Annotated in this window: 18 protein-coding genes; 6 read left to right on the top strand and 12 right to left on the bottom strand. The window is 74.1% G+C overall.

Translation table 11 applies throughout. The features are described from left to right. Positions 1-371: 371 nt before the first annotated feature. Complete coding sequence (locus tag OG524_RS12735; protein ID WP_405812454.1) at positions 372-941, top strand: TetR/AcrR family transcriptional regulator; 570 nt, start codon at positions 372-374, stop codon at positions 939-941. Between the two features lie 303 nt (positions 942-1,244). Continuing rightward, complete coding sequence (locus OG524_RS12730) at positions 1,245-1,526, top strand: hypothetical protein (RefSeq protein ID WP_405810257.1); 282 nt, start codon at positions 1,245-1,247, stop codon at positions 1,524-1,526. 80 nt (positions 1,527-1,606) lie between these two features. On the opposite strand, the gene OG524_RS12725 is transcribed toward OG524_RS12730, so the two are convergent. Next, entirely contained in the window at positions 1,607-3,436 is a 1,830-nt protein-coding gene (locus tag OG524_RS12725) for a glycoside hydrolase family 3 protein (protein ID WP_405390738.1), read from the bottom strand. 263 nt (positions 3,437-3,699) lie between these two features. Next, the gene (locus tag OG524_RS12720; protein WP_405390739.1) at positions 3,700-4,608 is read right to left on the bottom strand and encodes a LysR family transcriptional regulator; all 909 of its coding nucleotides are present in this window, start codon (positions 4,606-4,608) and stop codon (positions 3,700-3,702) included. Between the two features lie 95 nt (positions 4,609-4,703). On the opposite strand from OG524_RS12720, the gene OG524_RS12715 reads away from it, so the two are divergent. Then, complete coding sequence (locus OG524_RS12715) at positions 4,704-5,612, top strand: EamA family transporter (RefSeq protein WP_405810254.1); 909 nt, start codon at positions 4,704-4,706, stop codon at positions 5,610-5,612. A gap of 3 nt (positions 5,613-5,615) precedes the next feature. Here the strand turns inward: OG524_RS12715 and OG524_RS12710 are convergent, their stop codons facing one another. The 7 genes from OG524_RS12710 to OG524_RS12680 form a co-directional block, all read right to left on the bottom strand. Continuing rightward, entirely contained in the window at positions 5,616-6,404 is a 789-nt protein-coding gene (locus OG524_RS12710) for a sugar phosphate isomerase/epimerase family protein (protein WP_405390742.1), read from the bottom strand. 108 nt (positions 6,405-6,512) lie between these two features. Further along, positions 6,513-7,118, bottom strand: a complete 606-nt coding sequence (locus tag OG524_RS12705) for a GAF domain-containing protein (protein WP_405390743.1) — start codon at positions 7,116-7,118, stop codon at positions 6,513-6,515. Beyond that, the gene (locus OG524_RS12700) at positions 7,099-7,977 is read right to left on the bottom strand and encodes a S8 family peptidase (RefSeq protein ID WP_405810251.1); all 879 of its coding nucleotides are present in this window, start codon (positions 7,975-7,977) and stop codon (positions 7,099-7,101) included. The genes OG524_RS12705 and OG524_RS12700 overlap by 20 nt, the downstream gene beginning before the upstream one ends. A gap of 3 nt (positions 7,978-7,980) precedes the next feature. Further along, positions 7,981-11,154, bottom strand: a complete 3,174-nt coding sequence (locus OG524_RS12695; RefSeq protein WP_405810249.1) for an adenylate/guanylate cyclase domain-containing protein — start codon at positions 11,152-11,154, stop codon at positions 7,981-7,983. Between the two features lie 97 nt (positions 11,155-11,251). After that, positions 11,252-11,500, bottom strand: a complete 249-nt coding sequence (locus tag OG524_RS12690) for an aroma-sacti cluster domain-containing protein (RefSeq protein ID WP_405390746.1) — start codon at positions 11,498-11,500, stop codon at positions 11,252-11,254. Continuing rightward, positions 11,497-12,231, bottom strand: a complete 735-nt coding sequence (locus OG524_RS12685) for an iron-containing redox enzyme family protein (RefSeq protein ID WP_405390747.1) — start codon at positions 12,229-12,231, stop codon at positions 11,497-11,499. The genes OG524_RS12690 and OG524_RS12685 overlap by 4 nt, the downstream gene beginning before the upstream one ends. Next, entirely contained in the window at positions 12,228-13,328 is a 1,101-nt protein-coding gene (locus OG524_RS12680; protein ID WP_405810247.1) for a radical SAM protein, read from the bottom strand. Before OG524_RS12680 ends, OG524_RS12685 begins: the two co-directional genes overlap by 4 nt. Positions 13,329-13,638: 310 nt before the next feature. Between OG524_RS12680 and OG524_RS12675 the strand changes: the two genes are divergently transcribed. From OG524_RS12675 to lanKC, 3 genes are all read left to right on the top strand, one after another. After that, entirely contained in the window at positions 13,639-13,785 is a 147-nt protein-coding gene (locus OG524_RS12675; RefSeq protein WP_405390749.1) for a hypothetical protein, read from the top strand. Positions 13,786-13,966: 181 nt separating this feature from the next. Then, entirely contained in the window at positions 13,967-15,268 is a 1,302-nt protein-coding gene (locus tag OG524_RS12670) for an MFS transporter (protein ID WP_405390750.1), read from the top strand. 75 nt (positions 15,269-15,343) lie between these two features. Continuing rightward, complete coding sequence (gene lanKC / locus OG524_RS12665; protein ID WP_405390751.1) at positions 15,344-17,932, top strand: class III lanthionine synthetase LanKC; 2,589 nt, start codon at positions 15,344-15,346, stop codon at positions 17,930-17,932. Here lanKC and OG524_RS12660 read toward each other — a convergent pair. The 3 genes from OG524_RS12660 to OG524_RS12650 all read right to left on the bottom strand — a co-directional run bounded on the left by OG524_RS12660 (position 17,919) and on the right by OG524_RS12650 (position 23,123). Then, positions 17,919-19,742 (bottom strand): BTAD domain-containing putative transcriptional regulator, encoded by a 1,824-nt coding sequence (locus tag OG524_RS12660; RefSeq protein ID WP_405390752.1) that lies wholly within the window; start codon positions 19,740-19,742, stop codon positions 17,919-17,921. The two genes, lanKC and OG524_RS12660, sit on opposite strands and share 14 nt — an antisense overlap. A gap of 191 nt (positions 19,743-19,933) precedes the next feature. Then, the gene (locus OG524_RS12655) at positions 19,934-22,849 is read right to left on the bottom strand and encodes an AAA family ATPase (protein WP_405390753.1); all 2,916 of its coding nucleotides are present in this window, start codon (positions 22,847-22,849) and stop codon (positions 19,934-19,936) included. A gap of 79 nt (positions 22,850-22,928) precedes the next feature. Further along, entirely contained in the window at positions 22,929-23,123 is a 195-nt protein-coding gene (locus OG524_RS12650) for a hypothetical protein (protein ID WP_405393215.1), read from the bottom strand. Positions 23,124-23,132: the final 9 nt, after the last annotated feature.

Here is a 23,132-nt window from a genome sequence, read left to right as displayed (position 1 = left end):
GCCGAGGGACAGGGCTTTTCGCCTGCTGTGATTTTCCATTGACTTACCTGCTTCCCTGAGAAGGCCAGACGGTTCTGGATTCCTTCGCGGACCTGCCAGTTGTGTGACCAATGTGTGGTGAGTCTGGTCGCACGGATGTGATTTTCCATTGACTAGCGAGGTGTGTTGTCGTCGGTAATGGTGGCGACCGAGGGCTCGTGGCCAATGTTGGCCCGCGGTCCGCCCAGTCCCCCTCCGGGGCGACTGCCTTCTTCTCCTGGGCTTCGAAGCACAGCGCAACGCTCCGTTGCACACTGGTGTGCAACGTACTTCATTGCACAGTGGTGTGCAAGAATGATGTCGTGCCTACCGAGTCCTCCCGCGTGCGCTCGATGAACGAGACACGCGATCGCATCCTCGACGTCGCCCTCGACCTGCTGGGAGAGAACCCCGACGCCGGCATGGGCGACATCGCCTCCGCTGCCGGCGTCGTCCGTCGTACCGTCTATGGCCATTTCCCCTCGCGCCTCGACCTGGTTCGGACACTCACGGAACGGGCCGTCACCGAGATGGCAGCCGTGCTCACCGAAGTCAACGCCTCCGACGCGGGAGCGGACGCGGCGTGGGCCGAGTTCATCGCCCGCCTCTGGCCGGTGGCGCACCGGTACCGAGTGCTGCTGGCGCTGCGCCGTGGCGAGTACGGCGAGGCGATCCACGCCCTGCTCGGGCCAGTCGACGAGCTCCTCGCCGACCTCGTGAAACGGGGCCAGGACAGCGACGTGTTCGCACAGCACCTGCCGGCGGGCATTCTGAGCCAGGTTGCCTACGGCGTCGTGTTCAGCATCGCGGACAGCGACCTGTCGAACGGGACCCCCGGCGCCCGAGCGGCGACGATCACGAGCCTGCTGATGCTGGGAGTTCCCGAGACGCGCGCAACTGCTCTCGTGGGCGACCGTCCCTGACCCGCAGCACTCGAGCGGAGCCGCGGATCGTCCTGCTTTGGACACGACATCGACACCGCACCCCGCCAAGAATCCGGTGAGAACAGGGCGATCGCGACGATGTGAGTAGCACGGTGCGGCTGGAGAGTGTGCCCGCGCAGACTGCCTCCCTCTCAGGCCCGTCGCCGACTTCTCACCAATGACCATCTGTGAGGGTTCTGCGAGAGCCTCCAGAGTGATCACGTTTCCGCAGGTCGCCACTCGCAAGGCATCCAGCTCGAACTCCTCACCGGGCCGCTCACCGGGATCTACGACCCCGACGGCATGGGCGCGATGTTCTTCGCGGTGCTCGCGGTCGCCGGGCAGATCGAGCGGAACCACATCCGGGAGAAGACTCTCGAAGGCCAGGTCATCGCCGCGTCCAAGGGCAACCACGGCGGACGGCCGAAGGCCATCGACGACGACATGCTCACCTCCCAAGGCCGTGACAGGCGGTCAGGGACAGCGCCGCCACCACGGGCAGCAGCGAGCGCCACACCGCCACCGCGTGGCGTTCGTCCATGGATGACCCCCGATACGTCTGTGGAAGACGTATACCCAGCGTGACCCGCCGGAGCGGGTACACGCCAGGTGTGCGGGTGCTTTGCGCCTCTTGGTGCCGGTTCGCCTACGCGCTCGGCGTACGTCTAGTACGACAGTCCGTAGCCGACCGGGTACAGCGTCTGCGTGGGTGTGTCCGCGCGCTGCACCGGCACGGGCAGCTTGCCCTCCGGGTCGGCCCGGCCGGCGATCACCCGGGCGGCCGCCCGTAGTTCGACGTCCGTCCAGGAGTACGCGGCGAGGCTCGCGGTGTACCCGGTGCCGGCCAGCTGGGCGATGTCGTACGGGTTGCGGATCGCCACCGTGACCACCGGGACCCCGGTCGCCGCGAGGGCGCTGACCAGGGTGCGCTGGGAGCTGGTCGCCGAGACGTTGTACGTGCCCACGATCACGGCGTCCTTGCCCTGCGCGGCGGCCACCGCCTCGGCGATCTTCGCCTGGGAGGGTGCCGTTCCGGTGGACAGGGCGGTCGCCGTGAAGCCCAGCTCGTCGAAGGCCCCGGCGAGCGTGGTGGTCGGCGGGCCGGTCGTGCCGGACGGGGAGGCCGGGTCCGCGCCGACCACGAGCAGATTCCGGTGGGACCTGCGGGACAGCGGCAGCAGCGAGCCGGTGTTGGCGAGCAGCGTGGTCGTGTGCTCGGCGATCCGGTCGGCGGCGGCCAGGTGTGCGCGGACGCCGACGGTGCGGTCCACGCGCCGGGACGTGACGTAGGGGTCGCGGAAGAGCCCCAGCTTCGCCTTCAGCCGCAGGATGCGCAGGACCGATTCCTCGATGCGGGCCACGCTGATCTCGCCGCTCTTCACCGCCTGCAGGACGGCGTTCCAGGCCACGGACAGATTCGGCGGGTTGAGCAGCTGGTCGACGCCGGCCTGCAGCGCGAGTACGGGGACGCGCTCGTCGCCGTACTTCGTGCGGACGCCCTCCATGCCGAGGGAGTCGGTGACCACGACACCGTCGTAGCCGAGCTCCTCGCGCAGGATGCCGGTGAGGATCGGCCGGGACAGCGTGGCCGGGTCCTCCGAGGGGTCCAGGGCGGGGACCACGATGTGCGCCGTCATGATCGAGTCGATGCCCGCGGCGACGGCTGCCCGGAACGGCGGGGCGTCCAGCTCGGTCCACTGCTCGCGGGTGTGGTGGATGTAGGGCAGACCGGTGTGGCTGTCCGTGTTCGTGTCGCCGTGGCCGGGGAAGTGCTTGGCCGTGGCGGCGATCCCGGCGCCCTGGTAGCCCTTCACCTGGGCGGCGACCATGCCCGCCACCGATTCGGGGTCGGAGCCGAAGGAGCGTACGCCGATGACCGGGTTGGCCGGGTTGACGTTGACGTCGGCGACCGGGGCGTAGTTCTGGTTGATGCCGACGGCGGCCAGCTCGGCCCCCGCGAGACGGCCCGCCGCCCGCGCGTCGGAGCGCGAGCCGCCCGCGCCCAGGGCCATCGCGCCCGGGACCAGCGTGGCCGGCTCGCCGACGCGGCAGACGATGCCGTGCTCCTGGTCCGTGGAGACGAGGAGCGGCAGGGGCGTCGGCCCGGCGAGCCCGGCCCGCTGGATGCCGTTGGAGAGATCCGCGATCTGGTGCGGGTCACGGGTGTTGTGCGCCCAGGTGAAGTAGATGATCCCGCCGACGTGGTACGTGGAGATCAGCTCGGCGGCGGTGCGGACCCCGATCTCGGTGAGGTTGGCGTCGATGTCCGCCTGGTCGGGCGCGGTGGCGGAGTGCCCGTACACCCGCATCACGAAGAGCTGGCCGACCTTCTCCTCCAGGCTCATCCGGGCGATGAGCCGCTTGAGGCGGCTGTCCGTGGAGGTGCCGGACGAGGCCTGGGCGGTGCCGGGAACGGTGACGACGCCGGTCGCCGCCGCGGCTGCGGTGGCTGCGGTGACGGTGAGGAGGGTGCGTCTGGAGGTGCGGTGGTGCACGTGAGCCCCTTCCGGTGCTGAAAGAAACTTCCAAGAAGGTACGGATATATGGAAAGTAACTGCCAGTCAAGAGGGCCGTCCGAGAAAGGGAGTGACACGCGGGAGGGTGGGTGGACATGCCCGGACATGGCCCGCAGTCGTGCCGCACGGCGGCCCCGGCGCACCGCTGCCACTCGCCCGGAGGCCCCGGCCAGGTGGTCGGCGCCTCCCTCAAGCGCTCGGGCACCCCCCGGCGCACCCCCGCTGAGCGCTCAGCACCACCGTCAAGCGCTCAGCACCCCCGCGCCGTGCTCCTGGAGCGCCGTCACCGCCGCCGTGATCGCCGGCCGTCGCGCCGCCCCGGAGCGCCACAGCGCGTACAGCCTGCGCACGGGGACGGGGTCCAGTCGCACCGCCACCACACCCGGCGGCAGCGGCCCCCTGCCGAGCCGCGGGATCATCGCCACACCGAGCCCGGCGGCGACCAGGGCCAGCTGGGTGTGGTTCTCCTCCGCCCGGTGCCGGATGTCCGGCTCGTACCCCGCCGCCCGCAAGGTCCGTACGAGCCAGTCGTGGCACACCGTGCCCGGTGGCTGGCACACCCACCGCTCCTTCGCCAGCTCCTCGCGCCGCACGGCCCTGCGCCCGGTCAGCGGGTGCCCCTCGGGCACCAGCAGGTCGCACCGGTCGTCGCCGATCACCGCCTGCGCCACCCCCTCCGGCGCGGGCAGCGGCGCGATGTCCCAGTCGTGCGCGACCGCGAGATCGATCACGCCCTTGGCCACCAGATCGACCGAGAGGTGCGGATCGACCTCGGTGAGCCGCGCGTCCAGGTCCGGATGGTCGCGTGCCAGCTCCGCCAGCACGCCCGGCAGCAGCCCGCGTGCCGCTGAGGCGAACGCGCCGACCGACAGCCGTCCGGCCGGCAGCCCCCTGCGCTCCTCCAGGCCGGTCTCCGCCCGCTCCACGATCGCCAGCAGTTGCTGTGCCGTGTCCGCGAGACGGAGGGCCTCCTCGGTCAGCGCGACCCCGCGTCCCCGTCGTTCGAGCAGGGTCGTCCGGGTCTCCCGCTCCAGCTTGGTGATCTGCTGGGAGACCGCCGACGCGGTGTAGCCGAGTGCGCTCGCCGCACCGGCGACGGAGCCGTGGACGGAGACGGCGTGCAGGGCGCGCAGCCGGGACAGATCGAGCACCGTGACCTCCGGACAGAAAGCATGAGGAACGCTTAATCCAACCATGAAGAAATCCGCGCTGGTGCTACACGGTCCGCGCGTCCGATCCTCGGTGCATGCGTCCCCTCCACATCGCCCTGGCCGCGCTGGTCGCCGCCGTCTGGGGTGTGAACTTCGTCGTCATCGAGATCGGCCTCGCCCACTTCCCGCCCCTGCTCTTCTCCGCCCTGCGCTTCCTCGTGGCCGCGCTGCCCGCCGTGTTCCTCGTCGGCCGGCCCACCGTCGCCTGGAAGTGGATCATCGGTGTGGGCCTGGTCCTCGGGGTGGCCAAATTCGGACTGCTCTTCGTCGGCATGGACCGGGGGATGCCTGCCGGGCTCTCCTCCCTCGTCCTCCAGGTCCAGGCGGTCTTCACCGCCCTCTTCGCGGCCCTGGCGCTCGGTGAACGGCCCGGCAGGGTACGGGTACTGGGGATGGGAGTGGCGCTCGCGGGCATCGGGGTCGCCGCCGTCGACGAGGGGGCGGGCGGCCCCGTCCTCGCCTTCGTCCTGGTCGTCGCCGCGGCGGCCTGCTGGGGCGTGTCCAACGTCCTCACCCGCAAGGCGGCCCCGCCCGACTCCCTCAACTTCATGGTCTGGGTGTCGACCGTCCCCGTCCTGCCGCTGCTCGGCCTGTCCCTGCTCGTCGAAGGCCCGGAACGCGATGCCGAGGCCCTCGCGGCGCTCGACCCGAGCGGCGTCGGCATCATCGTCTACGTCGCCTGGATCACCACGGTCTTCGGCTTCGGGGCATGGGGCTACCTCCTCCGCCACCACCCCGCCTCGTCCGTCGCCCCGTTCACCCTGCTCGTGCCGGTCTTCGGGATGTCCTCGGCGGCGCTGTTCCTCGGCGAGGACATCAGCCCGCTGCGATGGTGCGCAGCCGCATTGCTGGTCGGCGGGGTGGCGCTGACCTCGCTGCCCGGCGCCCGCGCCACCGTGCCGCGGACGCCCTCGCCCGCCGGGGAGCCGGCGGCGCGGGTCTGAGGCCTACTGCTTCGGCGCGCCCAGCCGCAGCAGGTGCTCCCGCCCCGCGGCCAGCAGCCCCGGCAGCTCCGGCGCGCCGGGGTGCCAGCGCTTCTCGTACTCCCAGCACACCCAGCTGTCGGCGCCCAGCACGTCCAGGGCGGCCTTCAGCGGCAGCACCCCGTCCCCGAGGGCCAGCGGCGCGGTGTCCTCGGCCGACGCGATGTCCTTCACCTGGAGGTATCCCAGGTGCGGGGCCAGCACCGCATGACTGACCACCGGCTCCTCGCCCGCCAGCCAGGTGTGCATGACGTCCCAGAGCGCGCCGATCCACCCGTGCCCGACGGTCCCCACCACCCGGGCCACGTCGGCCCCTGCGCGGTGCGAGTCATGGGTCTCCAGGAGGATCCGTACGCCCAGGTCGGCGGCGTGCGGAGCCGCCGCGCCCAGCCGTCGTGCGGCCGTCGCGTCGGCCTCGGCCGGGTCCTGGCCGCCGCCGCCCGGGAACACCCGGACGTGCGCCGCCCCCAGGTCGCGGGCCAGCTCCACCAGCTCGGCGAGCTCGGCCAGCACGGGCGCGTCGTCACCTTCGGCGGCGACCCGCACGTACCCGGCGAGGGTCAGGATCTCGACCCCGCCCCGCTTGAACTCCTCGACCACGGCGGCCCGTTCGAGCGGGGTGAGCCCAGGGTGCACGGGCTCCTCGGGATGGGTGCGCAGCTCCACCCCCTGGTACCCGTGCCCGGCGGCGAGCCCTACCACCTCGGCCACGGGCATCCCCGGCACTCCGAGGGTCGAGAAAGCGAGCTTCACGTAGGTGTCCTTCCCCTGGTCAGTTGAGGGAGCCCGGTCCGGCGCCCTCACCGGCTCCTGCCCGCCGGACCGGCCGGCACTCCTGTGCGCGGGCGCCCGGGGCCGCCGTCAGCCGGTGCCCCGCAGCACCTGCTCCAGACTACCGAGCAGCCTCAGCGCGTCCTCGCGCTGCGCTCCGCCCAGGGCACGGGCGGCGGCCACCGGGCCGTCCGCGTCACGTTCCGGGGTGACCACCCGCAGGGCCGCGGCGGCCTGCCGGGCGAACATCGCCAGCAGGTCCAGCTCGCGCAGACCGGACCGGGCCTGGGGCGACGGGTCCAGCACCTCCAGCACCCCGAGGATCCGGGAGTCGCTGATCAGCGGGGCCGCCATCAGCGCGTTCGGCACATAGGCGGTGGACTCGGCCAGCGAGCGGTCGAAGGACGAGTCGGCGGTCAGGTCGTCCACCACCATCGGCTCGCCCGAGGTCGCCACCCAGCCCGCGATGCCGCGCCCGGCCGGGAACCTGCGGCCCACGAGGAATTCCTCGCCCTCCCCGGAGACGGCCTGGAAGACCAGCTCGTCCGCCTCCTCGTCGAGCAGGAAGACCGAGCTGGCCGCGGCGCCGAAGATCGCGCGTGCCACGTCGACGACGGACTGGAGCAGTTCGCGCCGGGGGCCGTCGGACGGGGCGGCCGGGGACGCGAGGGGGGAATCAGTTCTCGGAGTCGTCACGGGTGTCTCCTGCCGCTGTGGAAGGACGCGGGCCCTGGTGCACGTTGGCCGCGGACAGATAGAGGGCGTTCTTGAGCTGGAAGACCGTCACCGTGGGGTGCGCGGAGAGGATGCGGGCGCACAGCCCGGCGACGTACGGGGTGGCGAAGCTGTTGCCGGTGGTGCGGATCGTCCTGCCGCCCAGCCACGGCACGGACACGTTCTGGCCCGGCCCGAAGAACTCCACCGGGGGCTCCGGGTTGTACAGGTGGAGCCCGGGATCGTCCTCCTGGTGGCTGCCGACGGAGATCACCGAGGCGAACCGCCAGGGGAAGCTCTCCACCGGGGTGTTGTGGGCCGAGGCGACGATGACCGTACGGGCGAAATAGGCGTTGTCGGCCAGGCTGTGCAGCTCCTGGGCGAAGCGGGTACGAGTGGTCGACAGGCTCAGGTTCACCACGTCGAAGCGCTGCTCCACCGCCCAGCGCAGCCCGGCCATCAGGACGTCGCCCGTCCCGGAGAACCGTTCGCCGAGCACCCGGACGCTGTGGATCTCGCAGTCGGGAGCGGTCCGGCGGATGATGCCCGCGCACGCCGTCCCGTGCCCGCAGGTGTCCCCGGTGGTTGTCGGCTCCACCGTGATGTCGCCACTCTCCCCGTCCTTGACCACCACCCAGGACCCGGCGAGCGGGCCGACCTGCGGATGGTCGCGCTCCACCCCCGAATCCACCACGCACACCCGCACGCCCCGCCCCGTGGCGGGTTCCTCGGGCAGCCCGCCCGGCGGTCCCGGATCCGCCAGTACGGGCACATCCTCGGGGCTGCGCCCCCGCAGGCTCCAGGTCAGTCCCTGCCCCGGTGCCGTTCCCGTGGTTCCCATCGGTCAGCTCCTCTCCGTCGTCGTGACCACGGGCCCGTCCCCGGCCCGGGTGAGACCGGCGGCCCGGCGGACCCCCGGCAGGTGCCCCTTGCTTGCGAAGTGGTTCCGTGCGGCCCGTGCCGACGCCAGGGCCTCGGCCCGCCGGCCCAGCGCGGCCAGCGTGCGGGCCCGGTCCAGCTCCGCCGTCGCCTGGACCAGCGGGGAATCGGTGAGCAGGGAGGCCCGTACCGCCCGGTCCGCGTGGACGACCGCCTCGGCCGGACGCTCACGGGCCGCCGCGAGCCTGCCCCGCAGGCCCTCCAGGTCGACGGCGTCGGCATGACTCAGGTCCGACGCCCCGCCCACGGAGGCGGCCCAGGCCGCCGCCCGCTGCGTCCGGCCGTCGTCGAGTTCGAGACGGGCCGCGTCGAGCGCGACGGCCGTCCGCATGCCGTCCGCCCCGGTACGCCGGGCCGCCTCGTCCGCCCGCGCCAGCAGCGCGAGCGCGGCGGAGCCGTGCCCGAGCAGCGACTCGACCGCCGCCCGGAACACCGGCAGGAAGACGTCCGCCTCGGCGAACCCCAGCTTCAGGGCCAGCGCCTCTGCCTCGGCCAGCGCGCCGTGCGCCTCGTGGGGCCTGTCCTGGAGCGCGTACAGCACCGCCAGCGGGCAGTTGAGCGTGAGCCGGACCGTGGGCCTGCCCGCCCCGTGCGCCGCCAGCAGGGCGCGGCAGCGGGTCACCGCCACAGGGGCCGGGACCGGGCCGCGCCACAGGGAGATCCCGATGGCCCCGAGGGCTCCGGCCCGTTCCGGTTCCGCCCCGGCGAGCACCGCGTGCTCCAGGGCCCGTGCCTGGTCGCGTTCCGCCTCCTCGTGCCGGCCGGAGCGCTGGAGCTGCTGGGCGAGCCTGAGGTGCGCCCGGGCCCGGCCGACGGAGTCCCCGGCCGCCTCGAAGACCGGCAGCACCGCCCGGGCCGTGGCCGCGGGGCCGGGCCCGGGGCCACGGGGATCCAGGACCGCGAGGGCCAGCCGGGCGTGCGCGGCCTCCACCGGGGCGGACGTCAGATCCCTTACCCGGCGCAGCAGTTCGGCCCCGGCCTCGGTCTGCCCGAGCGCCACCCGTACCTCGCCGAGCCGGCGCACGGATCCCGCACCCCCGGGGTCCAGGTCCACCGCCCGCTCCAGCAGGCTGTGCGCCCAGGGCAGGTCGGACCGGGCGGCGGCCTGCGCCCCGGCCCGGCCCAGCGCCGTGGCGGCACGGTCCCGCAGCCGCCGGGTGCGGTCGTCGAGCAGCCCCAGGTCGGCGCGGTAGCGGTGGGCCCGCTCCAGATGGCCGCCGACGGCACCGTCCCCGGCACGCAGCACACTGGGCAGCTCGGCCGCCCAGGCGTGCCGGTCCGCCTTGGCGCGCTTGGACAGCGAGGCGTACGTCACCTCGTGCACCAGCCCGCTGCTGAACCGGTACGCGGTCAGGTCCGTCGCCGGCGGGGCCGACTCCACCAGGCGCCGCCGGCCCAGCACCGTCAGCGCCTCCTCGACGCGCCGCAGGTCCTGCGCCCGGTGCCCGACGGTCACCGGCCCGGAGGCGTGCTCCTCGGCCGCCCGCGCGGACAGCTCCAGCAGCACCAGCTCCGCGGCGGTGAACTCCCGGCCGATCACGGCCGCCAGGTCGACCACGTTGCGCTCCGCCCTGGCCAGTGCCCCGATCCGGGCACCGAGCAGCGCCTGGAGCGTGGGGGGCAGCTCCGCGTCCGCCCCCATGGCTCCGTCCGCCCCGTCCGCTCCGTCCGGCGCACCGACCAGCAGCTGTTCCAGATAGAGCGGATTGCCTTCGGAACGGGCCAGCAGACGTTCGTCCACGGGGCCTCTCCGGCCGTCGATCCCGGCGAGTCCGGCGGCGAGCAGCGCGGCCTCCCGCGGTGGCAGCCCGGTGAGCTGCAGATGGCCGGCGTTGCGGCCCGGCCCTACGGGGCCGTTGTCCGCCGCGTCCGGCCGGCCCACGCAGACCACCAGCACCCCTGCGGGTCCCGCACGGTCCGTCAGCCGCTCCACCGTGCGCACCAGGAGGGGCGCCGCCGCGTGCCAGTCGTCGAGCACGAGGAGGACCGGGCGGGTCCGGGCGGCCCGGTCCAGCACCGTGGTCAGCGCGGCGCACATGTCCTCGAAGGGCGCGTTCGGGGTGCCGTCGTGGAGCAGGCCCCCGGAGAGCAGCGCCCGCGCGTCGTCGTCCGCGCCGTCCTCGTCCGGGTGCGCCGGGGCGGTCGCCGGCAGGGCGCGCAGGGCGTCGGCGAGGGGGGTGAGCGTGCCGTGGTCCCCGTAACTGCGGCACCGGCCCGCGCCGTACGCGAGGACGCCCTCGGCCGCGCGCCGCACCACCCACTCCCGTACCAGCCGGGTCTTGCCGACGCCCGCCTCGCCCGTGAGCCGCAACAGGCCCGGGCCGCCGCTGCGCACGGTGTCCTGCAACGTCGCGTCCAGGGCGCTCTGTTCGGCATGGCGTCCGACGAACGGGACGTCGAAGCGGCGCAGCTGCTCCGGGTCGTCCGTGCCCAGTGCGAGCAGCCGGTAGGCGTCCACGCTGTCCTGCTTGCCCTTCAGCCGGAGTGGTCCGGTGGCTTCGGCGGACACCGTCGGCCCGGCGGCGCGCAGGGTGTCCGGGCCGATGAGGATCTCGCCGGGGCCCGCGTTCTGTTCCAGGCGGGCGGCGATGTTGACCGTCTCCCCGGACACCAGGGCCTGGCGGGCCGTCGCGTCGCCGCCGGCCACCACCTGGCCGGTGTTGACGCCGATCCGGGTGGCGAGGCGGATGCCGAGCGTGGTGTGCAGCTCCTCGTTGAGACGCGCCAGCGCGTTCCGCATCCCCAGGGCGGCGGCCAGCGCGCGGCGTGCGTCGTCCTCACGGACCACCGGCACCCCGAACACCGCCATCACGGCGTCCCCGATGAACTTCTCCGGGGTGCCGCCCCGCGCCACGATCTCCGCGCTCATCGCCTCGAAGTACCGCAGCGTCACCGTGCGCAGGGTCTCCGGGTCCAGCACGCCGGACAGCGCCGTGGAGCCGACGAGATCGCAGAACAGCACCGTCACCGGCTTGCGTTCGTCGTCGGCCGGCGCGACGGTGACGGCGCACGGCGTTCCGCAGGAGGAGCAGAACCGGGCGTCCGGCGGCAGGTCCTGACGGCACGAGGGGCAGGTCATGAGAGTCCTTCTCTCCGGGAACGGGCGGCACTGCCCGGCGGGCGTCGGCCGGCACGGCCGTGACGTACCGGCCGCACCGGCCCCGACTCCGGGGCCCCTAGAACAGGGCCCCGCCGGCTATCTCGCCGTGTGCCTGGACCTCGGGTTCCACGGCGTCGAGCCTGCTCTTGATGTCGAGGAGCACGGCGAGTTCCTCCGGGGTCAGCTCGCTGAGCACGAGACGCTGCTCGTCGGTGAGCAGGTCCACGGGCAGCCCGGCCTCGTACAACGCGGCGGGCAGGACGGGCGGGCCCCCGCCGCCGTCGGCCGGGCGGGGGGCTCCGCCGCTCCCTGGCGGTCCGGTCATGGTGTGACTCCCATCGGTGAGGAAGGTCCGGCCCCCCGTGGCGACGGCGTCGCCGCGGAGCGCCCGAGCCGGACGAACAACTGGGTGAGCGCGTCGAGGGAGTGCAGTGCGCTGACCGTCACGGCAGCCTCCTGGTCCCGGGTCAGCGGCAGCCGGTCCAGCAGTGCGTACAGCTCGTCCAGATGGCCCGTGTCGAGCGCGGCGTGTTCCCGTACGGTCCGCAGTGCGGCGTCGGGCAGTCCCGTCAGCCGGGCGACGCGGGGGGTCAGACCAGGGGAGGGGGCGTAGCCCTCCAGCACCGCGATGTAGCCGAGCAGCGTCACCGGGTGGTGGTGCTCGATCCAGTAGTACTGGGCGCCGGCGAGTCCGGCGACGACCGGCGAGGGCATCGGGCCGAGGGCGTCCGCGGGGACCCAGCCCGCCGAGCGGAGGTCCTCCAGCAGCCAGGTGTCGTGCCCGTCCTCCTCCTGGACGTGCTCCGCCAGATAGCCGGCCAGCGGAGCGCCCAGCGGGTCGCCACAGGTGTCCAGCAGCCGGGCGCGCTCCCGGGCCCTGAGCATCAGCGGGACGGAGGCCCGCACCACGGCGTGCATGGCGCACAGATACCTCCGGTAGCGGGGCAACAGGTCCTCGGCACGCCACATGTGGTCCAGCGCGGCCCGCAGCCCGCTGTCCCCCAGCCCCAGGGTGATCCGCAGCCGCGCCGACGGGCTCGGTCCGGTGGCGCTCACCGGGCGCTCCGCCGGGCAGCGCCGGTGACGGAGCCGGTGGCCGGCCCGCCCGCGACGACGAGTGGTGCGTACGCCGCGCAGCCGTGCCGCCGGACGACTCCCTGCGGCCCGTCCGCCGCGCCCCGGTGGGCCGCCGCCAGGTCCAGCAGCGCCCCCGCCGCCCCGGACGCCAGTGCCCCGGCCACCGCCTCCTCGTCGGCGCCCAGTGCCCGGCAGCCCTCGCAGTACGAACCGGGCCGGGACACGGAGGACCGGGCGGACAGATGCGTGGGACCGACCGTACGGATCATGCGCAGCACCGGGGACTCCTGGGCGCGCCGGCGTACGGCCGCCCAGTCGTCGACCGCGATGTGCCCGAGGTCCAGGTGCGCGGGGACGGGCCGCCGGTCGACGGTGTCCTGGTTGCAGCAGGCCAGCACCCTGCCGTCGAAGGCGACCACGGGCCAGGCGGCCATCGCGCACGGCGACGCCGCGCCCGCGTCCGGCGCGGTACGGGCGGGCCGCGCCCAGGACGCGGCCCGGCCGAACGGGCGCACCTCGTTGACGAGGCAGGGCACCCGGCCGTCGAACTCCTCGTCGACGGCCCGGGTGATGTCCGCGAGATAGGGATCGGCCGCACCCGTCCCGGTGAGATGGAAGCTCACGGCCACACCCGTCTCCCGGATCCGGTGCACGGCACGGAACACGTCGGCCCGCGGGACCTCCCGCTCGTGGTGGACGTCCAGGCTGGCGGAGAAGTGGTCGACCCGGCCGATCGCGCGCAGGACCGCCGGCGGAATCTCCCGGGAACGGGCGAAGAACATGCCGCTGAGCAGCGCGGTACGCGAGCCGGCCCGGCGGGCGAGGGTGCTCAGCTGCCCGGCGAGCTCGGGCAGCAGCAGTGGCTCCCCGCCGGTCAGCATCACGACCTCGGGACGGTTCTGCTCGGTGAAGGAGCCCACGAAGCGCAGCAGTTGGCCTGCGTCCGGCTCCTCCCGCACGGTCATGGCCGATCCGGTGGAACAGTGGGAGCACCGCAGAGGGCAGCGCCGGGTGAGGCCGAGCAGCAGACCGGCGGCGGGGAAGGGCCGATGTCCGACGAGTTCGCCGAGTTCCATGCGGGGCCGCCTCCTTCAGAGGGCTGAGGCACGTCGGGCGCGTACCCAGGTTGCGCCGCGGCGGTTCGGCGACGGTCCACAACCGCTTCAGGAGCGGTATGTGCGCAGGTCGCCGGGGGGTCGAAGCCCGTCGTGCCGCCCGGGAACCGGCCGTCCGGCCGCGGCGAACTGGTCCCATACCGGTGCCATACCGGCGCCGAAGCGTTCGCCAGGCCACCCCTCCTAACTTTCTCGGCAACGGCAGGCACCGGGCCGCGGCGGACAGCCGAAGGATCCGGGCCGGCACAGCGACGAGTGGACGGAGACCACCATGTCCGAGAACACCAAGCCCGCCGACGACAACGAGACCCCCGAGGTCGAGGCGCACTCCGTCCTGGACCTCCAGGAGTCGGCGACGATCGACGGCGAGCAGCCGCCCGGCAGCTGCATCAGCCTGCTGAGCGTCGTCGAGGGCTGACCGGCTGCCGGCCACGTGCCACGTCCGTCCGAGGCCGACACCTCGGCGCCGTGGCGCCCGGCCGGCCGGAGACGGGGCGGCCTCCGTGGTTCACGGAGGCCGCCCCGCCCCGCTGCCCGGCCCGGTTCCCCTCTCGGGCCGCTCCTCCGCTCCAGCCGCCCCGACGCACAGGGAGCTCCCGATGGCCACGCCGCTCCGCTCCAACCGGGATTTCCGGCTGCTCTGGATGAGCGGCCTCTTCGCCGTTCTGGGCGCCCAGACGGGTGCCCTGGCCCTGCCCCTGCTGGTCCTCAAGGAGACGGGATCCGCGGTGCAGGCCGGCGCCGTGGGTACGGTGTCCGTCGGTGCCGTGCTGATCACGATGCTGCCGGGCGGAGTCATGGCCGACCGGGTCGAACGCCGCCGCCTGATGCGGCTGTGCGACGCGGGGAGCCTCGCGGCGGTCACCGCCCTCAGCCTCGCCGTCTGGTACGGGCACGCCCCCCTGGCGCTCGTCCTGCTGGTCGCGACCGCCGGAGCCGTGCTCAACAGTGTCTACGCCCCCGCCGCCTTCGGCCTGATGCGCGCGGTCGTGCCGCCCGACCAGATGGGCACGGCCACCGCGCGGCTCCAGGCGCGCACCTCCACGGTCCGGCTGGTCGGCCCTCTCGCCGGCGGTGCGCTGTTCGGTGTCCACCCCGCCCTGCCCTTCACGGCCCAGGCCCTCGGCCTGCTTCTGTCGACCGTCTGCGTCGCCCTCGTACGCACCCGCTCCAAGGCCAGGACCAAGGCCGGTTCGGTGTTCAGCCGCCGGGAACTCACCGCCGGGCTCACCTTCCTGTGGCAGCTGCCCTATCTCCGTACGGTGCTGCTCGTCTTCGGCCTGGGCATGAACTTCGCGTTCGGTGCGCTCACGTTCACGGCGCTCAGCGTCTTCTCCCAACACGGGAAGTCCGGTCTCGGCGGCGGATTCGTCATCACCTGCGTGTCCGCGGGCGCACTCCTCGGCGCGCTGCTCGCGCCCCGGATCGGCCCCGACCGGTACGGCCGGGCCCTCATCGTCGCCACCTGCTGGACCTGCGTGCTGACGGCCGCCGCACTGGCCTGGCTCCGCAGCCCGCTGGTGGCCGGCGTGCTGTGCGCGGTCTGCATGTGCCTGGCAACGGTCGCCAGCATCGGATTCCTGTCCACCCTGCTGACCGTCACCCCGGAGGACCGTGTCGGCAGGGTGCAGAGCGCGGCGACCTTCCTGTCCTCGGTCGTCCAGCCGTTCGGGCCGCTCGCGGGCGGCGCCCTGCTGACCGCCCTGGGCAGCCGCGCCGCCTTCGGCACGATCGGCTGCGTGCTGGCCGTGTCGGCGGCCGTGGTGACGCTCGCCCCCTCGGTCCGTGCCGGGGCGGCCCCGGCGGCCGGCGGGGCAGGTGAGGACACCAAGGACGCGAAGGCCTCCGACGGCACAGGCCCCGAACCGGCGGGAGCGGCCCTCGCACGCCCGGGGGACTGACGAAGAACGGTCGCGCGGCCAGCCCGACCGACCCCACGACGCCGCCGGTCCCGGCGCGCCCCGAGGAGGAAAGCCGTGCCCGGCATCCAGGAGACCCAGCTCTATTGCCTCGCCGACCGTACGTACTACGAGACCCCGGCACGGCTGCCGGACGAGGCGACCCGCTACCCGCTTGACGCCGCACCGCCACCGGCCGGATGGCGGCGCGCCGCCGCGGGCCTGTGGACCTCGCTGCTGCCCGAGGACCGCGAACCGGCCGAGCAGGGCTGGAAGATCCACGTCTCCACCGTGCCCGACGAGGCCGCCGCGACCCTGCGCGACACCGCCCGGATCTGCCTCCGCCACGGTGTGCCGTTCAAGTTCCTGCGCAGTGAGCAGGCACTCCTGCTCATGTCCGGCAAGTACATGGCCCGCAGCGGCGCCGGGAAGTTCCTCACGCTCTACCCGCCGGACGAGACCGTCTTCCTGACGCTGGTCGACGAGCTGTCCCGGGCCCTGCACGGGCGCCGGGGCCCGTACATCCTCAGCGACCTGCGCATCGGCGACGCCCCGGTCTACGTCCGCTACGGGGCGTTCGTCGCACGCTGGTGCCGCGACGCGGAAGGCGCACGTGTGCCCGCCCTGCGGCACCCGTCGGGCGAACTCGTGCCCGACACACGCGGTGTGGTGTTCCGGATGCCCGCATGGGTCACCGTCCCCGAGGCGCTCCGCCCGCACCTCGCCGCCCGTGCCGCCGCCGGCGACACCACCTTCCCCTACACCGTCACCGAAGCCCTCCAGTTCTCCAACGCCGGCGGGATCTACCTGGCCCGGCACCGGGACACCGGCCGGCAGGTGGTGCTGCGCGAGGCCCGCCCGCACTGCGGCCTCGACGCGGCGGGCGACGACGCGGTGCTGCGGCTGCACCGCGAGCACCGGGCGCTGACCGCGCTGGCCGGGCTGGACTGCGTGCCCGAGGTGTACGGGGTGCGGACCGTGTGGGAGCACCACTTCCTGATCGAGGAACACATCGAGGGAACCACCCTCTTCAACGAGATCGTCGCCCGCTTCGCCCTGGTGCGCGGGGCCGGATCGCCCGCCGAACTCGCCGCCTACACCGCCTGGGTGGACTCCGTGACCGACGGACTCACGCGCGCGCTGGCGGCAGTTCACGAACGCGGTCTGCGCTTCGGCGACCTGCACCCCTCCAACATCATCGTCAGGCCCGACGGCCGCGTGGCCCTCATCGACTTCGAGTACGCCACCGCCCTCGACGACCAGGACACCCCGCTGGCCGGCGCACCGGGCCTCCAGGCGCCGAGCGGCACACCCGGTGCCGAGGCCGACGCCTACGCGCTGTGGGCGACCTGGCTCACCATGCTCATGCCCCTCATGGAAATGGCCGGACACGACCGGGCCAAGGCCGTCACACTCGAACGGTGGGCCCGCACGCGCTACGGCCTGGCGCCCGGCGCCGGACCCCAACGCCCGGCCGCCCTGCGGGCCGTGTCCGGACCGCACAGCCGGGAGGGCGAGATCGCGGCCCTCCTCGGCGGCCCCGCCCCCGACTGGCAGGAGCTCCGCGCCCGCCTGCTGGCCGGCATCCACGCGGCAGCGACCCCCGACCGCCCCGACCGCCTCTTCCCCGGGGACCCCAAGGCGTTCGCCACCGGCGGGACGGACCTCGCGCACGGTGCGGCCGGGGTGCTCTACGCCCTGCACCGGATCGGCGCCCCCGTCCCGGACGCCTGGACGGACTGGCTCGCCGCCGCCGCCCGACGCCGCGACCCCGCAGCGGCGGGCGGCCTCTTCGACGGACTGCCGGGCACAGCCGTGGTGCTGGCCGGGCTGGGCCGCCGGGCGGAGGGCAGGGAGATCCTCGAACGGGCCTCGGCCGCCGCACCCCCGGCCGCCTCGGCCGACCTGCTCACCGGCCGCGCCGGCATCGCGCTCGCAGCGCTGCGCATGGCCCGCACGGGCGGCTCGGCACCCGACCCCGAGCTCCTCGAATCGGCCGTACGCACCGCCTGGAGCCTCGACTGCCTCGTCCGGGGCGACGCCGACGGTCCGCAGGTCCCCGCATCGGCCGGACTGCTGCGCGGGCTGAGCGGCATCGCCCTGCTGCACCTGGAACTCCACGCCCTGACCGGTGAGGGCTGGCTCCTGGACGCGGCCCGCACCGTCCTGGACCGGGAGGCCGGGCACTGCGTCACGATGCCCGACGGCACCGTCCAGGTGAAGGACGGGCGGCGCCATCTGCTCTACCTCGACCAGGGCAGCGGCGGCTTCGCCCTGGTGGCGCAGGCGTACCTGGCCCGGCGCGAGGCGCCCGGCCTGGCTGCCCTGCTCCCCGGGGTCCGCAAGGGCTGCGCCCTCGAATTCGTCCGCGAACCAGGCCTGTTCACCGGCCGCGCCGGACTCGTCGCCACCGCCGGCCAGCTGGGCGGGGACGACCGCACGGGTGCCGAGGTGCTCGCCTCCGTTCGCAATCTGTCCTGGCACCTGATCGCCGACGAGGACCGGCTGCTGGTCCCCGGGGCGCGGTTGCGGCGCTGCTCCGCCGACCTCGCCACGGGCGCGGCGGGTCTGCTGCTGGCCCTGCACTTCCTGTCCGGCGGCGAAGGGGCGCGACCCGGTGAACGGGCGGCGCCCCCCGGCCTGCTGGAGCTGCTCACCCTCGGATGAGCGGCAGCACCGGTCCGGTCCGCTCGCGGGCGTACAGACAGAGCAGGCGCGGTACCTCGTACAGCGCGGCGTGCGCCGTGACCTCCCCGGCCGGGGAGGTCACGGCACCGGAGTCGATGAGCGACTCGACGGTGCGGATCGCCACCCGTTCCCCGCATTCCAGCACGTCCATCGCGCTGTCCAGGGTGAAGCCGCCGTCCTGCGCGAGTCCGGCGAGCCGGGCCAGCGCCCTCCGGTTCTCCCCGGTCAGGTCCTGCCAGCCCGAAGCGATCCGCGACCGTACGGACACGTCCCCGGCGACCAGCTCGTCCAGCGCCGCCGACGGGTCGTCGAGCCGGGCCGCGTACTCCGCGAGCGGCAGATGCCGCAGCACCGCGAGGCGCATACCGCTCACGGACACGGCCAGCGGCAGCGCCCCGCAGGCCCGTACGATGCGCAGCGCCGAGGCCGGGTCCGTCCGCAGCCGCCCCGTCCCGATCAGCCTGCCCAGCAGGTCCAGCGCCTCCCCGTCGGCGAGCGCGGCCAGCGCGACCCGGTGCGCCGGGGCCAGTCCGGCCAGCTGACCGCGTGCGGTGAGGATCACCGAACACCGCCCGGACCGCGGCAGCAGCCCGCGCACCGAGGCCTCGTCGGGTACGTCGTCCAGGACGACCAGGGCCCGGTGCTGTGACAGCCAGCCCTGCCAGGCCTCCTCGGCCTCCGTCCCGTCCGGCGGGACGCGCACCCCGCACAGCCGCCCCAGCTCGCCCAGCACGTCGGCCCGGGTGCGGGCGACGCCGTCCTCCCGCCGCACCCGGACGTGGACCCGCCCGTCGGGGAACCCGTCCGCGAGGAGGTGGGCCGCCCGTACGGCCAGCGCCGACTTCCCGGCCCCGGCAGGGCCGGAGACGATCAGCACCCCTCCCTCCGCGCGGCCCGATTCGTCCAGCACCTCGCGCAGTTCGTCGTTGCGTCCGGTGAAGTCCCGGACGGCGGCGGGCAGCGACACCGGGGTGTCCCGGGCGGCGGCGGGCCGGGCCGCGCGGCCCCGGCCGAGCATGTCCGCGTAGAGGGCAGCCATCGCCGGACTGGGTTCCAGGCCCAACTCCCGCGCGAGCAGCTGCCGGTAGTCGTCGTACACCGCCAGCGCCTCCGCCTGCCGTCCGGACTGGTGCAGGGAGTTCATCCAGGCCGCCCGGAGCCGCTCCCGCAGCGGGTGGCGCTCCACCAGGTCCCGCAGACCGTCCACCGCGACGGCCGCCCGGCCCGTCTCGATCTCCGCCTCCGCCCAGTCCTCGTAGACCGTCAGACACCGGGACTCCAGACGCCCGGCTTCCTCCGCCACCCCGGCGGAGTCCCGCAGGTCGTGCAGCGGCTGCCGCTCACCCCACAGGTCGAGCGCCTCCCGCAGCAGCCGTGCGGCCGTGCGCAGGTCGCCCCGCTCGCCGGCCGCCCGGCCCGCGCGCGCCAGCGCCCCGAAGCGCAGGGTGTCCAGCTCGCCCTCGCCGATCCGCAGCCGGTAGCCGCCGTAGCCGTGCACCACCCGGTCACGGTCACCGTCACCCACGGATCCGAAGAGGGTGCGGGCCGCGCTGATGTAGACCTGAAGGTTCTTGCGCGCCGTGCGGGGCGGCGCGTCCGGCCACACCACGTCGGTCAGCACGTCGACCGGCACCGGAGTGTTGGGGCGGGACAACAGGGTTGCCAGGACCAGCCGTTGCTTGCGCGGGCCGAGCGGCAGCGGCCTGCCGTCCGCCACGGCGGTGAGCGGACCGAGGAGGGAGAAGTACACCGCACCGGTGGGAGCGGGAAGGACGGGAGGACGGATCATCAGCGGGCCTCCTGGGGTGGGGACGGGCGGCAGGCTGCCGTACCCCGCCGATCCTTCCGCCCCGCCGACCGGCGCACATCGGTGATCCACCCGCATCTTCCGGGGGCGCACCCGACCCAAAACGGCCCGTGCCCCCATGTTGCCGTGGCCTCCCCCCATCCCCCGGGCAGCAGACCCCGGCCCGGGGGACTTCAGGCGGGCTCGACCGCGTACTCGGCGGCGTACTCGCACAGGGCGGCCCGGTTCGCCCGCCCGGTCTTGCTGAGCAGACTGGCCATGTGCTTCTCCACCGTGCGGGGCGAGATGGACAGCCGGCGCGCTATCTGCTGGTTGCCCGGCCGGTCGGCCAGCAGCACGAACACCTCGTACTCGCGTGGCGTCACCCCGTTGGTGCGCAGCGACGAGGGGATCCGGTCCCGGCCACCGCGGTGCTGGGTGACGCTCGCCCCCGCCTGCCGCAGGGCGGCCCGGCACGCGGCCGCCACCGGCTGCACCCCGGCCCCGTAGAAGAACTCCTCGGCGGTACGCAGCCAGGCCACCGGCTCCCCCCAGCCGTCGGCACGGGCGGCGTCAGCGACCAGCCGCAGGCCGAGGTGGCGGGCCACCGGGAACTCCGCCGACCGTGCGTCGAAGGCGGCCACCAGCCGGGCCGCACCGGCACGGTCGCCGTCCCGGCCCAGCAGCACGGCCTCCGCCAGATCCAGGAACTGCCTGTTCCAGGCCAGGCAGGCACCCGGCGAGGCCGTCACGGCGTCGTACTCCCGCCGGTCCGCCTCGCCCGCCAGCACCCGCAGCAGCGGGCGCAGCCCGTAACGGCCGCTCAGGTAGAAGTAGCTGGGGTGGTCGCTCTCCCACGTCAGCGCGGCGTCCAGGTCCGACAGGGCGCGGCCCCGGTCCTCGTCCAGCAGCGCGCCGATCGCACGGCAGAGCCCCAGGCGCAGGGGCACCAGCAGGGACTGCTCCCCGCCCGCCCGGCGGAACGCGGTGAGAGCCCGGTCCATCTCGCGCCGGCGGCCGCGATGCGCGGCCATCGTCGCCCCGGCCAGCAGCAGATAGCGGTGCGCCGACAGGTTGCCGACCCGGGCGCTGGCCTCCGCCGAGCGGTCGATGATCTCCTGCGCCTCGCCCCACCGGGCGCACATCACCGCGTTCATCGCGAGGAGTCCGTCGACCGTCCGGGTCAGCAGCAGCGCGCCCAGCTCCGTGGCCGCCGCCCGCGCGGAGTGCAGCCGGGCCGCGTCACCGGTCCGCATGAAGCTGTTCGCACCCAGCCGCACCAGCGCCTCCACCCGCCACAGGGGCAGGGAGTGCTCGGTGGACAGGGTGAGCATCCGTTCCAGACACGCGTCGGCCGCGTCGAAACCCTTCTCCCGGGACAGCAGCGCCAGCAACTGCCAGGCCTGACAGGCGACTACGGGAAGGCCCTCGGCCTCGGCGGTCTCCGCGGCGGAGAGGGCCGCCCGCTCGGCCTCCCCGGGATCCCCGCGGTCCTCACCGGGGAGCAGCGACAGATGGCCGTCGACGACGACGAGCGCCGCGCGCCGGGCCGGGGAAGGCTCCGGGCCGAGCAGAGCGTGCGCCGCGCCGATCTGGCGGGCCGCGTCGGCGGCCCGCTCCGCCATCACCGCCACCCAGGCGATCTTGATGTGTGCGTCGCCCCGCCGGGCGGCGGCCTCGGAACGCGCCGGCACCGGCGGCAGCCCGTCCGTCAGCGCCAGGGCGCCGTCCAGATCCCCGCTCTCCGCACGGGCCACGGCAAGACCCTCGGCGATGGCGGCCCGGTCGGACTCGGCGGCCAGGGAGTGCGCCCGCTCCAGCAGCACCACGGCCGAACCGTGGGACCCCGAAGCGAGCATCCGTCTTCCGGCCTCCGCGAACTGGAGGGCCGCTCCCGTACGGTTGCCCGCCGCCAGTTCCAGGGACGCGACGAGCTGCTGTCTGTCCTCGTCCAGAGGCTGACCCGAGTGTTCGACGGCCGCGGCGGCACGGCGGGCGAGGGCGGCACGTTCGGCGGGGGCCAGCGAGGAGACCAGCGCCTCGGCGGTGAGCGCGTGCCGGAAGGTGTAGCGGTCGGGGGCCGCACCGTCGGGGGCGATCACGCCTGCCTCGACGGCGGATCTCAGGTGGGTGAACAGGGCCCGGTCCTCGAAACCGGTGACGGTCTGCAGCACGGTCACCGAGAACTGGCTGCCCAGGGTCGCCGCCGTCAGCAGCAGGTCCCGCACCGGCTCTTCCAGCCGGTCGAGCCTGCGGGCCCAGCTCCGCAGGATCCCGGACGGCAGGGCGCCGTCCGGCTGGTCCACGGCTTCCCAGCCGTCGTCGGCCGCGCGTAACTGGCCGGTGTCGAGCAGATCGGCGAGCAGCAGCTCCACCAGGTACGGGTTGCCCGCGGCGCGTTCGGCCAGCCGCCGCTGGACCACGGGCGGTATCCGCTCCGGCGGGGTCTCCAAGCAGGCCCCGGTCAGCAGCCGCACCTGTTCGTCGCCGAGCGCCCGCAACTCCCGCACCACCGCCGTGTGACGCTGCTCGGCGGAGCGTACGAGGTCCAGCGCGGCCCCCGCCTCCGGCCGCAGGGTGCCCAGCAGCAGGATCGGCAGGTCGGCCAGATTGTCGATGACGTACTCGACGACCGCGACGGTCTCCGTGTCGGAGTCGTGCAGGTCCTCCAGCAGGATCACGCAGCCCCTGTCCCTGCCCAGCACGGACAGCAGCCGCAGCAGCGCCTCCGCGAGCTCGACCACCGTCTCCGGATAGCCCGGGGACGAATCGCGCCGCCACTCCGGCACCAGCCTCGCCAACGCCGGGTGGTACGGCGCCAGTTCCGGATCGGTGGGTGTCCCGGCCGCCCGGAAGTGGGACGAGAGCGCCTCCACCAGCGGGCGGTACGGTACGACGAGACCGGTCGAGCTGGCCCGCCCGCGCAGCACCGGCATGCCCGACCCGTAGGCGCGGTAGGCGCATTCGCCCACCAGCCGGGACTTGCCGATGCCCGCTTCACCCAGGAGGAACAGCGCGCGCCCCGAACGCCGTTGTGCGGCGTCCAGGGCGCTGCTCAGCAGGCCGATCTCATCGTCTCGTCCGACGGTGACCGGCGAAGTGGCTCGCATGGCCGCAGGCTACTGGAGCGGCAGAGCGTGCGGCAGAGACCACATTCGGTGGATTACGGTGCGATATCGGGCGATGTGGTCACAACGGGTTCGTCATGGTCGTCCACGGCAGGTCGTGGGAGTAGCCGATGTCGCCCTCCGAAACGCTCAGGAGCCTGCTGCGCAGGCCCAGCGCTCCGCCGTGTCCGAGGGATATCTGTCCCGCGGGGTGCTCGGGGGCACCCTCGTGCGCCGTGACGGCTGCCTGCATGGCCGTTTCGCTGATCTGCGTCATCATCTCTGC

This window comes from Streptomyces sp. NBC_01520 (assembly GCF_045040375.1).
Classification (GTDB): domain Bacteria; phylum Actinomycetota; class Actinomycetes; order Streptomycetales; family Streptomycetaceae; genus Streptomyces.
This window is presented reverse-complemented; position numbering and strand designations above follow the sequence as displayed.

What these genes read in the sequence shown, in the direction of transcription:
- OG524_RS12735 (WP_405812454.1), top strand. Translation starts at nt 372, where the DNA reads ATGAACGAGACACGCGATCGCATCCTCGACGTCGCCCTCGACCTGCTG.
- OG524_RS12730 (WP_405810257.1), top strand. Translation starts at nt 1,245, where the DNA reads ATGGGCGCGATGTTCTTCGCGGTGCTCGCGGTCGCCGGGCAGATCGAG.
- OG524_RS12715 (WP_405810254.1), top strand. Translation starts at nt 4,704, where the DNA reads ATGCGTCCCCTCCACATCGCCCTGGCCGCGCTGGTCGCCGCCGTCTGG.
- OG524_RS12700 (WP_405810251.1), bottom strand. Translation starts at nt 7,977, where the DNA reads ATGGGAACCACGGGAACGGCACCGGGGCAGGGACTGACCTGGAGCCTG.
- OG524_RS12695 (WP_405810249.1), bottom strand. Translation starts at nt 11,154, where the DNA reads ATGACCTGCCCCTCGTGCCGTCAGGACCTGCCGCCGGACGCCCGGTTC.
- OG524_RS12690 (WP_405390746.1), bottom strand. Translation starts at nt 11,500, where the DNA reads ATGACCGGACCGCCAGGGAGCGGCGGAGCCCCCCGCCCGGCCGACGGC.
- OG524_RS12680 (WP_405810247.1), bottom strand. Translation starts at nt 13,328, where the DNA reads ATGGAACTCGGCGAACTCGTCGGACATCGGCCCTTCCCCGCCGCCGGT.
- OG524_RS12675 (WP_405390749.1), top strand. Translation starts at nt 13,639, where the DNA reads ATGTCCGAGAACACCAAGCCCGCCGACGACAACGAGACCCCCGAGGTC.
- OG524_RS12670 (WP_405390750.1), top strand. Translation starts at nt 13,967, where the DNA reads ATGGCCACGCCGCTCCGCTCCAACCGGGATTTCCGGCTGCTCTGGATG.
- OG524_RS12660 (WP_405390752.1), bottom strand. Translation starts at nt 19,742, where the DNA reads ATGATCCGTCCTCCCGTCCTTCCCGCTCCCACCGGTGCGGTGTACTTC.
- OG524_RS12655 (WP_405390753.1), bottom strand. Translation starts at nt 22,849, where the DNA reads ATGCGAGCCACTTCGCCGGTCACCGTCGGACGAGACGATGAGATCGGC.
- OG524_RS12650 (WP_405393215.1), bottom strand. Translation starts at nt 23,123, where the DNA reads ATGACGCAGATCAGCGAAACGGCCATGCAGGCAGCCGTCACGGCGCAC.